Origin of the sequence: Wolbachia endosymbiont (group A) of Beris morrisii, assembly GCF_964028185.1 — a bacterium.
Classification (GTDB): Bacteria; Pseudomonadota; Alphaproteobacteria; order Rickettsiales; family Anaplasmataceae; genus Wolbachia.
On sequence record NZ_OZ034760.1, the window covers coordinates 806,983 to 822,097 of the forward strand.

The window sequence follows — 15,115 nt, forward strand, 5'->3', positions numbered from 1 at the left end:
TATGTCAAAATTATTATTTGCTTATAACAGTATCATTACTCATGTATTTTTGCAACACGTTTGGTATTATAATCGATCCGTCGGAATTTTGGTAATTCTCCATTATGGCAATAATCGTTCTTCCTATAGCTAAAGCTGAGCCGTTTAAAGTGTGAACATATTTTTTTATCTTTTTATCAGTTTCTGAAGAGTATTTAGCGTTCATCCTTCTTGCTTGAAATGCACCACAATTTGAGCAGCTTGATATTTCTCTATATTTATTTTGCTCAGGTAACCATACCTCTATGTCATAAGTCCTTTGTGCAGCAAAACCCATATCACCACTACACAGTAGCATTACTCTATACGGTAATTCTAGTTTTTTTAATATCTCTTCAACAACACTCGTCATGCGCTCAAGTTCATCGTTTGATTGGTCTTCAGTTGTAATACTCACCAATTCCACTTTACCAAATTGGTGTTGCCTTATCATGCCTCTCGTGTCTCGCCCTGCGCTGCCTGCTTCTTTACGAAAACACTCTGAATACGCAGTAAAGCGAATAGGCAGTTCTTTTTTTTCTATTATTTTATCAGTAACCAAATTTGTCAGAACCACTTCACCTGTGGGAATCAGCCTTAATTCGTCGGTAGTTAGATATGAATCATTAGAAAATTTCGGTAGCTGACCAACGTTATACATAGCCTCGTTTTTCACCAAAGCTGGGTGATACACTTCAGTATAGCCAAATTCATTAACATGCATTTCAAGCATAAAATTTATTAGCGCTCGTCCAAGCTTAGCTAACTGTCCTTTTAATATCGCAAATCTTGATCCGGAAATTCTCACCGCTTGTTCGAAGTCCATTAAACCTAATTTTTCTCCGAGTTCATAATGAGATTCTGGTACAAAATCAAACTGTCTTTTTCCTCCATATCTTCTCACCTCTAAATTAGAGTTCTCATCTGCGCCTATTGGCACATCTTGCGCAGAAATATTTGGCAAGTTAGATAAAACATTCACTAACTTATCCTTTTCTGCTTGCTCTTTTAAGCTAATTGCCTCTATCTCATTCGTGATGTTTTTTGATGATTTTATTTGCTCTTCACAAGGGCTCTTGCTCATTTTAAGCTTCTTTATTTCCTCTGTGATTTCATTGCGCTGCCTATTTAAATCTTGCAATTTAGTGGTTAATGACCTTTTCTCGTGATCAATTTCTAATACCTCTTTTGCAGTAAACTCTCTTATCCCCCTGCTTTTCATTGCCTTTTCAAATCCTTTAGGGTTTTTGCGTATATATTCTATATCATGCATATATTGTGCTATTACTAACATTATTACTGTACTTCAAAAGCTCTTAATATTCAATATTTTCTCATACTACTAAAATTATTATGGTTGATTTTTTTGTTAGAATTTGTTAAAATTTAATTAACTTAGCGTTCATAGGATATAGTATGTTGGGCATCACAGAAAAATATAATCAATTTAAAGAGAGCACTTACTTTGCTGGTGGGAAATTTGTTATCTGCGCTACTTGTGTATGCCTAGCAGCCACATTCGCTGCTGGCTGTTTAGGAGCGGTAATAGGATCCCCTCTATTGACCTTTCCACTTGCTATGCTAATTTCTCATCCTGTGATTTGGATTATAATGGGAGTAGTTCTTACAACAGCATACAAATTAGCGAAGAACTATATTAATGGAAATGGAAAAGGAGCTTCAAAGGGGGAAAAGAGTGAATCAATGGACAGTGGGGTGGATACTATATCAAGAAAAACAGACGGTTCAGATGATACAGAGCGTAGAAGTTCTTCTACTTCGTTAGATAGTGGTTTGGGTGGTAAAGAGTTTCATGAAAATTTGGATACTCTTGTGCATCAGACAAATAGAGAAAATTATACCTATTGGCTACAACAACATGATATTGCTCATATTGCAAGAGCTGTATATAACTATTCAGAGAGTTCAGATGGCCATATATTCTTTTGTATTCCTGGTAATCTTGAATCCTTGAATGAAAGATTGAGAGAATATAAAAATAAAGCAGAACAAGAGAATTTGAGAATATTTACCTCAGTTATTAATTTAGGTGGTAATCATTGGGTGACGCTAGTTATTGCATACAATCCAGATAGTAAAAAATTTAGAGCTTATTATTGCGATTCTTTTAGTGCTGATTTACCAAGTCCTGGTAGTCAACGTAAGAAAATAGAACTTGCAAATGAAATTAAAGACGAGTTATTTGCACCTCTTACTAACCAAGCCAGTGAATTAAATGCACAAGGAAAAAAAGAAATGGGTCAAGATGTCCGAAAAACAGCACAAACGTGTCGGGACAAGAAAAATGAATTAATTAATGTCCCAATAAATACTGATAATATAGTGAGCGCACTGGAAGCAGTTTTGGAAATAGAGAACTGTAATATAAGAAGCTCCGGAGCCAAACAACAAAGCGATGGACATAACTGTGGCATATTCGCACTAGAAAATGCTCATAAAATTACACAAATGCTCAACGAAGGCAAATCATTTGACGAAATTGACAAAGAGTTATCAGAATATAAATTTGATTTGAATGGGAAAAGAAGAGAGTTTACAAAAGCGCTTATGGAGGATGAAGGGTGGAAAGAGCATTTAAAAAACGGGCTTTTGTGCGATCTTCCACCAGGAACGGACACCTCTCTTACCTCAAGGGTGCAGAATACAGCTCAGGTTGCTATATAGTTTACAATGAAGAATTACCATTAACCTTATGCCCCTGCAAATAGGAAATCTAACGATTGATTCCCCGGTAATCTTAGCTCCAATGTCTGGGGTGACTGATTATCCGTTCAGAAGTATTGTAAAGAAACTTGGTGCAAGTTTGTTAGTTTCAGAGATGATTGCAAGCAGAGCTATGATTATGCAAACTCGCCAGAGTCTGCAAAAAGCAAAAGTCGATGAATTAACTGCTGTGCAGCTTGCTGGATGCGAGCCCGATGTTATGGCAGAAGCTGCAAAACTAAATGAGGATATGGGTGCAAAAATTATAGACATAAACTTTGGTTGCCCTGTTAAAAAAGTTGTAAACGGTTATGCAGGATCAGCGCTAATGCGTGATGAGAAAAAAGCTGCTGAAATCATTGAAGCTGTGGTCAATGCAGTAAATATACCAGTTACGGTGAAAATGCGCACTGGATGGAACGATGAAAATCGCAATGCTCCACGTTTAGCAAAAATCGCAGAGGACTTAGGGGCAAAAATGATTACTGTGCATGGAAGGACAAGAGCGCAGCTCTATAACGGTCAAGCAGATTGGAAATTCGTTAGAAATGTTAAAGAACAAGTGAAAATTCCAGTTATAGTAAATGGCGATATTAAAAACTTGAGTGATATTCAAAGTGCTCTTAAAGAATCCGGAGCAGACGGAGTGATGATAGGTCGTGGTGCCTACGGTAAACCTTGGCTGATTAATCAAGCAATGCACTTTCTCAGTGGAAGTAAAACTTCTGAACCAACAGCTTCAGAGAGATTAAGCATCATACTTGAGCATTACGATAATATTCTTGAGTACTATGGAAATGACACGGGGATAAAGATGGCCCGCAAACACATAGGTTGGTACAGTAGCGGGCTTCAATGCTCATCTGAATTTCGTATGAGAGTAAATAACATGACAGATAGCACAGAAGTGAAAGAAAATATTATTGGCTTTTTTGGTCAAGAGACACACGTATCTGTTTAGGGGCGTGGCTAATGTGCAAATATTGAAGCAAAAGTGGTCAGTGCTTGACACTGGCTTTTTAAGTCATAAAAACCTACTTGACAAACTCCGCCAGCCCCCTTATCATGAAACTGAAGCTATTGTATTTGCTTTCGCCAATCTGCAGATTAAAAGGTAAGGATTACTTAATGTATCGGCGTCTTATGTTCAATTTTTTGCAGTATATAGATACTGTATGTCTTTACAAAACTTCATCTACATCTAGATTTTTATCTAAATAAGCTGAACGCGCTTATAAAGCGTTACAAGACATCAAAAAATGCCAATACTCGACAGAGATAGTAAAAGACTAGCTAACTCGGGGATTCTTTGTCTTTTTTTCTGCTTAGTAAATTTCTTAAACATTTGCAGCGTAGGTTAGTTGCAATTAAAAGCAGCTGAATCTCGCTTGTCAAGCGTTTAAAACATAAAAAACGCCAATATTTTAAAGCGGATAATAACCACGGGGCTTCTTTTGCCTTTTTTTTCACTTGGTAAATTTCTTAACGTTTGTAGCTAACATGAAGCTAAGTACGAACTTTGTTAAACACAACAAATGGTGTCATCCCAGTGCTTGACACTGGGATGGCTTTGTTGCATAGCACCTTAAGCAGTGATGGTTTACGACAAATTTATGTAATGATTTCAAATTTAGCCATACCAATATCAGTGAATTTGTTGAGCAAATAGCACTTAATTAGTAATTCTTTTTCACGATTTACTTCAGATTTATTCCTAAAGCTAAATCCAAATACTTGCTTCAACCTTGAGAAAAATCCTTCTATGTAAGATCTCTTTCCATAAATTGCTTCCTTTTTCCACTCTTTTACACCATCTTGTCCATATAATTTTATTAACCTAATAGCAGCATTTCTGTCAGACATATAATCTATTTTTGAATGTTCTGCTGCATCCTTTTTTGGTAGAACTTTTGTCTTTATATCGTATTTCTTACACAATTTATAAAGTTTGTGCCTATCGTATGCCCTATCTGCATATAATTTTGTGCTGAAAATTAACTTCTTCAAGCAAATCGCAAGCTCCATAGTGGTCAGAGTAGACGCCATTACTGTATCTTGCAGCTATAGCTTTTTTACTATTCACACTTAACATAACATGTAACTTTCTTACTTGCTCGTAGCTTCGGTACTTTCTATCTGCACTGTTTTCCTTACTGTGGCCAGGAGTGTTACTGTAAATGCTGATACTTGTGCTATCTATGATAATTTCAATATTTTCCATGTTGCTTTTATCAACCCTGCAATCATTTATCTTAATATTAAGTTTTTTAAACCTTCTTGATGCTTGTGAATAGCTGATAACTGCCAATTTTTTTCCTATTTGTTGCAGATATCCTTTTATAAACCCCACCGTTTGTCTTAAACCAATTCTAAAAAGATTGACAATTATATGCACCAAAATTACGACTTTATCACTGTAAATATAGTTGCCGCCCTGCATTTTTGGACTATTTTCATACCAATTTTCGATAGCTTCATCGATGTAACGAAAAATATTTCCCCTTTTTTCAAGGAATTTGTTATATTCGTTTTGGTTACTGACTTTCATTTTCTGTGGCATATTTTTTCTTCAACAGTTAAATGGTTATTTATAATGAATTTTGTCAGTAGCCACCAGATTTTTTCGGTTGCTATGCAACAAAGCCCACTGGGATCCAGTTGAGCTATTTCAACAAAAATACTGCATTTTGAGATGAACGTTCCAGACTTATTTACAAGTATAACAATTAAAGTCTGGATTCCAGTGTCAAGCACTGGAATGACACCGAAGGAGCTACTGGGATGACAGGAGAAGCTGACAACCGTCATCCCGCAGCGGGACTAGAGATACCGTGACGGTATGACGAGGGAGAACAGTTAGCGGCTGAGATATCGCGGCGGTATGACGTAGGACTGCTGTCATGCAAGTAGCTGACACTGGCATCCAGTCTTTATTATGCAGCCACTTGGTTAGAATTAAGTTTTCTGGATCCCAGTGTCAGCTACTTGCATGACAGGAGAAAGAGGCTACTGGAATGACAGGAAAAGGGGCTACTTGGATGACAGGAAGAGAAGGCTATTTAGAAGACCCAAAAAGGGTGTCATTCCAGTGCTTGACACTGGAATCCAGCCTTGCCGTAATCTCATCAAGAACGTTGTAACCACTTTCCATGCTAGTTTGCTTGTGAACAAGCAAATTTTTCTGGATCCCAGTGTCTGGGCACTGCCCTTTTGGATGGAAACCAGTGTCAGCTACTTGGATGACAAGAGAATGATGTTATTCCAGACTGGAATGACACCATCTGTTGTAAACTCACTTTTACTTTATTGGTTATCTTATTATGCTACCTTGTCTACCTTATTTTGTCACTCTCCTGAACTGATACGAAACACACTAGCTGTACTCAATTCGACTGATCATATGCCACTACGCTCTCTTCCTCACCAGAGTGTAAATAACAACCATTATCCATCAACCATTTCTCGTCATAAGTTTCAATATCAAAATATTTTTCATATTCATCTATATTATCACAAAGTGAAAGTGCTCTGATCTTATTCATAATCAAACCTGTACCAGCAGGAATTAATCTTCCTACTATAACATTTTCTTTTAATCCACTTAAAGGATCACTCTTTCCGCAGAATGCTGCTTCTGTAAGTACCTTTGTTGTCTCTTGGAAAGAGGCAGCAGAAATAAAGGAGCTAGTTTCAAGACTTGCCCTAGTAATCCCCTGCAGAATAGGAAGATAATGAGTAGGCCGTTTGCCAGAGTTACTCATAGCATCATTTTCCCTATCAACTTCCAGCTTGTCAATGCTTTCGCCAACCAAGTACATAGTATCACCAGGATCAGTAATTTCCACTTTTTGTAGCATTTGTTTTAAGATCACCTCTAAATGCTTGTTGTCTATACGAACACCCTGCAATCTATAAACTTGCTGTATTTCAGAAATCATATAGTGTGCTAAAGCTTCTAACCCAAGCACACGTAAAATATCATGGAGATCAGGGTCACCATCCATCAATAGATCACCTTTACGTACAAAATCACCTTCATTGACTATTACATGCTTACTTCTTGATACCAAATATTCAACTGGAGAAATTTGTTCATCTACAGGTTTAATTAATATACTGCGTTTTCCTCTACGGTCTTTTTCAGAAAACGCTACATAGCCATCTATCTCACTAACAATAGCATGCTCTTTAGGACGACGTGCTTCAAATAACTCTATAACCCTCGGTAAACCACCAGTAATATCACGAGTTTTAACTGACTCTCTTGGTGTTCTTGTAATAACATCACCTGCATGAACCTTCTGGCCATTTTGTACATTGAGCACTGCCCCGATTGGTATAAAATAACATGCTTCAACGCCACTTGCGAGTGTCATTACTTTACCATTATCGTCAAGCAGCACAATACGAGGACGTAAATTAGCTCCACCAGAATGCAATTTCCAATCTTTTACTACTTTGCTTGATATTCCTGTAGATTCATCCATCACTTCAGTGATCGAAACTCCATCTTTTAAGTCCTGATAAGACACTGTACCAGTCTTCTCCGTGATAATAGGCAATGTATAAGGATCCCATTCCGTAACTTTATCGCCAATTTTTACTGACCCACTCTCATCCACATAAAGTTTAGCACCGTAAGGTACACTATGCTTCAACTTTTCACTACCAAGGCTATCAATCAACACGACTTCACAGGAACGGCTTATCACAATTTTATTTCCGTTTCTATCTATAATTATATTACTATTGTTTAACTTTATTTTAGCATTAATAGAAGCTATAATATTCGAGGATTCAACGCCTCTAGTCATTACTCCACCTATATGGAAAGTACGCATCGTTAACTGAGTACCTGGCTCTCCAACAGATTGAGCAGCTATAACACCAACTGCTTCACCTATTGAAACAATTTTACCAGTTGCAAGGTCTCTTCCATAACATAAAGAACACACACCAGGACTTATTTCACAAGTTAAAGGCGATCTAATTTTTATAGCATCAAGACCTGCAATGCTGATTTGCTTTACTTTATCCTCATCAATTAATTCCCCTGCTTTTACTAATAATTCTTTTGTCACTGGGTTATATATATCATTTGCAGCTGTTCTACCCAGCACAACACTCTCTAGAGATGCAACTATAGTACTTCCTTCAACTGTAGCTCTCACAACAAGACCATTTTTTGTTTTACAGTCATGCTTTGTAACTATGCAATTTTGAGACACATCAACTAAACGACGAGTTAAGTATCCAGAGTTTGCAGTTTTAAGCGCAGTGTCAGCTAAACCTTTACGTGCACCGTGAGTAGAATTAAAGTATTCAAATACGTTCAATCCTTCACGGAAATTAGAAATTATAGGTGTTTCTATAATCTCACCAGAAGGTTTGGTCATGAGCCCTCGCATTCCTGCTAGCTGTTTCATCTGTGAAGTAGAACCCCTTGCACCAGAGTTAACCATCATATACACTGAGTTGTACTTACTATTTTCATCATATATAGATATTGCTTTTAACATATCATTAGCTATCATATCCGTACACTTAGACCATTCATCTATAACCTTGTTATACCTCTCACTTCTAGTTATTAGCCCATCTTGATATTGCATAGAGAATTTCTTAATTTCACCCCTCGCGTGATCAACATGTGTAGCTTTAGTTTCAGGTATAACCATATCACAACGACCAAAAGAAACACCAGAAAATGTGGCATACTCAAAGCCAAGTACCATTAATTTATCAGAAAATGCCACTGTAGCACTTTGACCACAGTTACGATATACCAAATCAACTATACTAGTTATTTCCTTGACTGTTAATATCTGATTTATTAGATCGAAGCCTAGATTCTCATGCTTAGGAAAAATTTGCCATAATATTAAACGACCAGGAGTTGTACAAACAGTTTTATAGTGAGTTTCACCGCTGCTATTAATATACTCCATCCTATACTTTATACTAGAATGAATATGCAAAGTACCATCACTCAAAGAATGCTCAACTTCACAAAAAGCACCAAAAGATGGTATATTATCTTCCTTAGGTTCTTGTAAAGTCAGATAATATATACCAAGTACTATATCTTTACTAGGAACTATAATCGGTCTGCCATTAGAAGGACTTAAAACGTTATTAGTAGACATCATCAACACCCTAGCTTCAAGCTGAGCTTCCAATGAAATTGGCACATGCACTGCCATTTGATCACCATCAAAATCAGCATTAAACGCCGTACAGACAAGCGGATGAAGCTGTATTGCTTTGCCTTCAATAAGGATTGGCTCAAAAGCCTGAATACCAAGTCTATGTAGCGTAGGCGCTCTATTCAACAAAACAGGATGCTCTTTTATTACCTCTTCAAGCATATCCCAAACTTCTGGTTTTTCTGCTCTTATCAACTTACTAGCAAACTTAATAGTTGGAGCCATACCATACATCTTAAGCTTTGAGTAAACAAAAGGTTTGAATAGTTCAAGAGCCATTCTTTTTGGTAATCCACACTGATTTAGTTTCAAAGTTGGACCAACAACTATTACAGAACGTCCAGAGTAGTCTACCCTTTTTCCTAAGAGGTTCTGGCGAAAACGACCCTGTTTTCCTTTTAACATATCACTAATGGACTTTTTATATCCAACAGCACCAGCTTTATTTACCAAAGTACTACGACGACTATTATCAAAAAGAGAATCAACTGCTTCTTGTAACATTCTTTTTTCATTACGAATCATAATCTCAGGAGGATTTAAGCTCAACAATTTCCTCAACCTGTTATTTCTATTAATAATAGTCCTATAATGATGATTCAGATCAGAAACTGCAGGACGACCACTTTCAAGCGATACCAAAGGACGCAAATCAGGTGGTAAAATAGGTATAGTTGTAAGTATCATCCACTCAGGCCTATTTCCAGATTTAATGAAGTTTTCAACAATACGCAATCTCTTTATAATTTTCTTTCTTCTTATCTCAGAAGCAACAGACTCTAATTCTAGTCTTAAATCCTTCCTAATTTCATGTAAATCAAGGCGCGTTAGCAACTCTCTTATAGCTTCAACACCTTGCATAGCTACAAAACTATCGATCCCATAGCTATCTTTAGCTTCATTATAAGCTTTTTCACTAATAATCTCACCTTTTTCAAAAGGCGAAACAAGAGGATCTATCACGATATAATTATCGCTATGTAAAATATTCTCAATATCTCTGAGAGACATATCCAATAATGCTCCAATTCTTGAAGGAAGCGATTTCAAAAACCATATATGAGCAACAGGAGATGCAAGCTCTATATGACCCATCCTTTCTCTTCTTACTTTAGAAGATGTAACTTCTACTCCGCATTTTTCGCATATGCGACCCCTGTGTCTTCTTTTTTTGTATTTTCCACATAAACACTCATCGTCATTGACAGGGCCAAAAACCTTAGGGCAAAATAATCCACCTTTCTCAACTTTGAACGTACGATAATTTGCAGTTGAAACATCTTCTATCTCACCACAAGATATACGCTTAATACTTTCAGGGCTAGCAATCGATATGCTAACCTCATTAAAAGGTTGTGCAATGTTAGTGTGAGATATATCTTCAATCACTACATCATTTTGCTTTAAATCTACATTTAAACATAAAGAACGTAGTTCTTTTATCATCACATTAAAGGATTCAGGAATTCCACATTCAAAATTACTGTCACCTTTTATTATCGACTCGTAAATCTTAACTCTACCATTAATATCATCAGACTTCACAGTTAACATTTCCTGCAAAGTATAAGCAGCACCATAGGCTTGTAATGCCCAACATTCCATTTCACCAAAACGCTGACCACCAAAATGAGATTTTCCTCCTAGAGGTTGTTGAGTAACCAAACTATAAGGCCCTACTGAACGCGCATGAATTTTACCATCAACTAAGTGGTGCAACTTAAGCATGTACATGTAACCAACTGTAACCTTGCGGTCGAATTTTTCACCACTGCAACCGTCATATAATACAGCTTGTCCAGAGTTATCCAAACCAGCAAGTTCAAATAATTTTGCTATTTGTTCATCTTTTGGACCCTCAAATACAGGTGCAGCAACAGGAACGCCATCACGTAATTTACGTGCAAATTCAATGAGATTATTATCACTAATATTACGAATATCATTACAGATAGATACGTTACTACCATAGCTATAAACCTCAATCAGGAAATTACGTAAATTGCTGTATGAACTTTTACAAGAGTTCAAATAGTTCTCTACTAACGCATTCAACTCGTCATTTAGTGCATTCTTATTAGGTGTATTTAAAACAGAAGCCATTATTTCATCATCATCAATATTTTCAATTTTTTTATTGTCAAGGTATGCTACTGCAAATTGTGTAAAATTATCATCGTTAAGGGACCTAATTCCCTTGCAAAAAGCACTTTTGATTTTATTGATCTCATCGAGAATATTACTTACCCTTTCCCCTAATTTTCTACAAGCCCAACCTACATGCGTTTCCAGTATTTGCCCTACATTCATTCGTGAAGGAACACCAAGAGGGTTAAGAATAATATCAACAGGAGTACCATCTTCCAAATAAGGCATATCTTCCACTGGCACAACTCGAGAAATCACACCTTTATTCCCATGTCTACCAGCCATTTTATCCCCTGGTTGCAGACTATGTTTCACAGCAATGAAAACTTTTACTGACATCGACACACCTTGAGGCAGGTCATAACCTTCATGTAATTTTTCTACTTTTCGCTTAAACTGTGCTATTGCATGTGATACTTTTTCATCAAAATCTTTTTTTAAGCTCTTAACTTGCTCAGAAATGGATTGGTTTTTTAATCCTATACCCCACCATTGCTCACGTTCAATAGAGTCAAATTTTTCTCGATCTTGAGAACCAGAATTAATAAGAAGTTTCTTCAGTTCATCATAGAAATATTCACTAGTAACATTGATTATATAATCTCGCTCTTCCTCAAAGTCATTTACCTCTTTTTGTTTGATGAGTAATGCCCTTTCATTTTCTTCAACCCCCCTGCGTGTAAAGACTTGTACATCAATTACTGTCCCTTCAACATCTGGAGATGTATATAAAGAGGAATCCGCACAATCGAATGACTTTTCACCAAAAATTGTCATTAATAACTTCGTTTCAGGAGGCAATGAAAGAGAAGGTTTAGGTGTAACTTTACCTACCAGAATATAGCCTGGACCAACTCTTGTACCAATTTTCACTATACCACTATCATCCAAGTGATATAGATTTTCTTCATTAACACCAGGTATAGCACGAGTTATTTTTTCTGATCCTAAAGGGGTATCATGTACAACACAGTCAAATTCTTCTATATGAATAGAAGTAAAGAGATCTTTTTTAACAACTTCACTAGAAATAATAATAGAGTCTTCAAAGTTATAACCTTGCCAAGACATAAAAGCGACTAGCAAATTTTTACCAAGCGCCAACTCACCACTGTTAATTGCAGGACCATCAGCTATTACATCACCCTTTTTAACATAATCACCTACGCACACTAGCGGTCTTTGATTAATACAAGTATTATGGTTAGAACGCTGAAATTTCCTTAGATGATAAATATCTACATCCAAGTAGTTAACCCTTTCTTTATCAAAAGCACGTATAACTATAGAGTTACTATCAGAACTATCAACTATGCCATCGCGTTTTGCTAAAACTACAGCACCAGAGCCAGAAGCTACAAAAGACTCCATACCAGTAGCAACCAGAGGAGCGGTAGGCTTCAATAAAGGTACGGCCTGACGTTGCATATTTGAGCCCATTAATGCTCTATTAGCATCATCATTTTCTAAAAATGGAATCAAGGAAGCTGCAACTGATATTACCTGCTTAGGAGATACATCAATGTAACTCACCTGATCACTACTTACCATAATGAAACTACCAGCATATCTACAGTATAGCATGTCATCAACAAAGCAATTATTTTCATCGAGCTTTACGCTGGTATCAGCTATATAATATAAACCTTCATCTATAGCAGACAGATACTCAATTTGATCAGTAACAACCCTATTAACTACTTTTCTATAAGGACTTTCAATGAAACCATATTTATTAATACGCGCGTATATAGCTAAGCTGTTGATTAACCCTATATTTTGCCCTTCAGGAGTCTCAATAGGGCAAATTCTTCCATAATGAGTTGGATGAACATCACGCACTTCAAATCCTGCCCGTTCTCTTGTTAAACCGCCAGGACCTAACGCGGACAACCTTCTTTTATGTGTTATTTCAGATAACGGATTAGTCTGATCCATAAATTGAGATAATTGAGAAGAATTGAAGAAATCTCTTAAGACATTAGTTAACACTTTTGGATTAATAAAATCAGATGGAGAAACTTTATCTAAACTAGAAGTGGACATAGAATCAACTATTGCGCGTTCCAATTTCAACAACCCAGTTCTAAATTGATTTTCTATAAACTCTCCAACTGATCTTACTCTTCTGTTTCCTAAATGATCAATATCATCTACAGATCCTTGACCGTCACGTAACAATACTATTTTTTTTACAATTTCAATAATATCTTCATATGTTAAAACAGTTAAATCCTCATCATAATTTAATCCAAGGTAAGAGTTAAGCTTCAACCTACCAATGTTAGACAAATCATAATATTCCGGACTGAAGAAAAGATTACGGAAAAACTCCTCTACTATCTCTAAAACAGGAACTTCACCAGGACGCAAAACTCTATATATTTCATATAGCGCATCCTGATAAGACATGTTTTCGTCTAAGAAAAGCGTATTTAATATATAAGGTCCAACAGATACATTATCTATGTTCAATACTGATATTTCATCCACAGACAATAACTCAAGCTTCTTTATGTCTTCCAGCTTTATAGATTCACCAGCAGATAAAATTTTCGTAGAGCTAGCACTATCCATTAAATCTTCTGCGAGGAATAAACCACATATAGAATTAAAAGGAACCAGATACTCTTTTAATTCATTATCATATAGCTTTTTAGCTAGTCTTGAGGTAATACGAACGTTAGCTTTAAGCAGCACATTACCTTCAATATCCATTAAGTCGAAAGGCAGCCTCACTCCTTTAAATTTATCAGGAACAAAAGGCACTTTCCAACCATCTTTATGTTTTACATACTTTATTTTCTGATAAAATCTATCGAGTATATCATTATTTGATAGACCCAACGCCTTTAATAAAACTGAGATTGGCAATTTTCTTTTTCTATCAACACGAAAATACAAATGGTCTTTAACATCAAATTCAATATCAAGCCAAGAACCCCTATAAGGAATAATTCTAGCAGAATAGATCAATTTACCAGAATTGTAAGTTTTTCCCTTATCGCTATCAAAAAATACACCAGGAGACCTATGCATTTGTGAGACGATAACTTTTTCCACACCATTAATGATGAAAGTGCCCTTATCAGTCATCATAGGCAACCCACAAAAGTGGACTTTCTGCTCTTCTATAGATTTTACAACGGTTGCAAGTTTAGAATGATCTCCACTCTCTTTAATCGATTTATATTCATCAAGAGAAATACCATCCTGCATAACAACAAGACGTATAGAAGCAATAACCTGAGCAGAAAAAGTTACACCACGCTTTATACACTCAGATTCGTCATACTTAGGATCATCTACCCTACAACTTATAAACTCAATAGTAGCCCTACGCAAAGGATCATTTATTGGAAAGATTGTATGAAAGATAACTTCAAGTCTTTCATTACCCTTATTCTTAGGAGCAAATGAATCATACGATTCTTTTTGAACCTTAACCAAATCCAATAAAGAATCTTTTAAATCAATCGACCTAGAATAAGAAACTCTAGGAACAAAAGCACCAGAAGCGTACATATAAGAAGAATCAACCATTAAAATACCCCAAATTAATTAAAAGAGCTATATCAATATAAAATTAATACATTAAATATTATTCAAGCTCCACTTTAGTTGCTCCTGCTTCAATAAGTTTTTGCTTGATTTTTTCTGCTTCGTCTTTAGGAACATTAGCAGTCAAATCTTTAGGTAAAGATTCAACCAACTCTTTTGCTTCTTTTAAACCCAATGTAGAATTAACTTCTCTCACAGCTTTAATAACTCCTATTTTTTTACTCGCATCAATTTCTTTAATCACAACTTTATACTCAGCTTTTTCTTGAGCAGCAGGAGCAGCAGCATTATCACTAATAGGCGCCCCAGCACCAACAGCTCCACCAAGAAAAGAACCAGCAGGCAACCCTATTTTCTCTTCTAGAACTTTTACAAGTTCAGAAGCCTCTAATAGGTTTAAAGATAATATTTTATCAACCAAATCACTTGTTACATTACTCATAATTATCACCTTACTT

Annotated in this window: 11 protein-coding genes; 4 read left to right on the forward strand and 7 right to left on the reverse strand. The window is 36.1% G+C overall.

Annotation, left to right across the window (positions count from 1 at the left end):
- Positions 1-13 precede the first annotated feature (13 nt).
- The gene (gene serS, locus ABWU69_RS04105) at positions 14-1,291 is read right to left on the reverse strand and encodes a serine--tRNA ligase (RefSeq protein ID WP_353285426.1); all 1,278 of its coding nucleotides are present in this window, start codon (positions 1,289-1,291) and stop codon (positions 14-16) included.
- A 143-nt stretch (positions 1,292-1,434) separates the two neighbouring features.
- Between serS and ABWU69_RS04110 the strand changes: the two genes are divergently transcribed.
- The 3 genes from ABWU69_RS04110 to ABWU69_RS04120 all read left to right on the forward strand — a co-directional run bounded on the left by ABWU69_RS04110 (position 1,435) and on the right by ABWU69_RS04120 (position 4,411).
- Positions 1,435-2,703 carry a hypothetical protein gene (locus tag ABWU69_RS04110; protein ID WP_265034336.1) on the forward strand — a complete coding sequence of 423 codons (1,269 nt, stop codon included), beginning with the start codon at positions 1,435-1,437 and terminating at the stop codon, positions 2,701-2,703.
- Between the two features lie 28 nt (positions 2,704-2,731).
- Positions 2,732-3,703 (forward strand): tRNA dihydrouridine synthase DusB, encoded by a 972-nt coding sequence (gene dusB, locus ABWU69_RS04115; RefSeq protein ID WP_265034337.1) that lies wholly within the window; start codon positions 2,732-2,734, stop codon positions 3,701-3,703.
- Between the two features lie 558 nt (positions 3,704-4,261).
- The gene (locus ABWU69_RS04120; protein WP_265034338.1) at positions 4,262-4,411 is read left to right on the forward strand and encodes a hypothetical protein; all 150 of its coding nucleotides are present in this window, start codon (positions 4,262-4,264) and stop codon (positions 4,409-4,411) included.
- On the opposite strand, the gene ABWU69_RS04125 is transcribed toward ABWU69_RS04120, so the two are convergent.
- The 4 genes from ABWU69_RS04125 to ABWU69_RS04140 are packed head-to-tail and all read right to left on the reverse strand — an operon-like array spanning position 4,354 to position 5,644.
- Complete coding sequence (locus tag ABWU69_RS04125; protein ID WP_353284975.1) at positions 4,354-4,767, reverse strand: transposase; 414 nt, start codon at positions 4,765-4,767, stop codon at positions 4,354-4,356. The two genes, ABWU69_RS04120 and ABWU69_RS04125, sit on opposite strands and share 58 nt — an antisense overlap.
- Complete coding sequence (locus tag ABWU69_RS04130) at positions 4,709-5,302, reverse strand: transposase (RefSeq protein ID WP_353284976.1); 594 nt, start codon at positions 5,300-5,302, stop codon at positions 4,709-4,711. The genes ABWU69_RS04125 and ABWU69_RS04130 overlap by 59 nt, the downstream gene beginning before the upstream one ends.
- Positions 5,287-5,550 carry a hypothetical protein gene (locus ABWU69_RS04135; RefSeq protein ID WP_265034339.1) on the reverse strand — a complete coding sequence of 88 codons (264 nt, stop codon included), beginning with the start codon at positions 5,548-5,550 and terminating at the stop codon, positions 5,287-5,289. Before ABWU69_RS04135 ends, ABWU69_RS04130 begins: the two co-directional genes overlap by 16 nt.
- Positions 5,516-5,644, reverse strand: a complete 129-nt coding sequence (locus ABWU69_RS04140; RefSeq protein WP_410541776.1) for a hypothetical protein — start codon at positions 5,642-5,644, stop codon at positions 5,516-5,518. Before ABWU69_RS04140 ends, ABWU69_RS04135 begins: the two co-directional genes overlap by 35 nt.
- A 112-nt stretch (positions 5,645-5,756) precedes the next feature.
- On the opposite strand from ABWU69_RS04140, the gene ABWU69_RS04145 reads away from it, so the two are divergent.
- On the forward strand, positions 5,757-5,882 hold the full coding sequence (locus ABWU69_RS04145) for a hypothetical protein (RefSeq protein WP_265034340.1): 126 nt from the start codon (positions 5,757-5,759) through the stop codon (positions 5,880-5,882).
- A gap of 243 nt (positions 5,883-6,125) precedes the next feature.
- Here the strand turns inward: ABWU69_RS04145 and ABWU69_RS04150 are convergent, their stop codons facing one another.
- Both ABWU69_RS04150 and rplL read right to left on the reverse strand, forming a co-directional pair.
- Positions 6,126-14,639 carry a DNA-directed RNA polymerase subunit beta/beta' gene (locus ABWU69_RS04150; protein WP_353284991.1) on the reverse strand — a complete coding sequence of 2,838 codons (8,514 nt, stop codon included), beginning with the start codon at positions 14,637-14,639 and terminating at the stop codon, positions 6,126-6,128.
- 58 nt (positions 14,640-14,697) lie between these two features.
- Positions 14,698-15,099: a 50S ribosomal protein L7/L12 gene (gene rplL / locus ABWU69_RS04155; RefSeq protein WP_253307301.1), complete on the reverse strand. Its 402-nt coding sequence runs from the start codon at positions 15,097-15,099 to the stop codon at positions 14,698-14,700.
- Positions 15,100-15,115: the final 16 nt, after the last annotated feature.

Coding starts and splice junctions, on each gene's coding strand:
- serS (WP_353285426.1), bottom strand. CDS start 1,291: ATGCATGATATAGAATATATACGCAAAAACCCTAAAGGATTTGAAAAG.
- ABWU69_RS04110 (WP_265034336.1), top strand. CDS start 1,435: ATGTTGGGCATCACAGAAAAATATAATCAATTTAAAGAGAGCACTTAC.
- dusB (WP_265034337.1), top strand. CDS start 2,732: ATGCCCCTGCAAATAGGAAATCTAACGATTGATTCCCCGGTAATCTTA.
- ABWU69_RS04125 (WP_353284975.1), bottom strand. CDS start 4,767: ATGGAGCTTGCGATTTGCTTGAAGAAGTTAATTTTCAGCACAAAATTA.
- ABWU69_RS04130 (WP_353284976.1), bottom strand. CDS start 5,302: ATGCCACAGAAAATGAAAGTCAGTAACCAAAACGAATATAACAAATTC.
- ABWU69_RS04135 (WP_265034339.1), bottom strand. CDS start 5,550: ATGACGGTTGTCAGCTTCTCCTGTCATCCCAGTAGCTCCTTCGGTGTC.
- ABWU69_RS04140 (WP_410541776.1), bottom strand. CDS start 5,644: ATGACAGCAGTCCTACGTCATACCGCCGCGATATCTCAGCCGCTAACT.
- ABWU69_RS04145 (WP_265034340.1), top strand. CDS start 5,757: ATGACAGGAAAAGGGGCTACTTGGATGACAGGAAGAGAAGGCTATTTA.
- ABWU69_RS04150 (WP_353284991.1), bottom strand. CDS start 14,639: ATGGTTGATTCTTCTTATATGTACGCTTCTGGTGCTTTTGTTCCTAGA.
- rplL (WP_253307301.1), bottom strand. CDS start 15,099: ATGAGTAATGTAACAAGTGATTTGGTTGATAAAATATTATCTTTAAAC.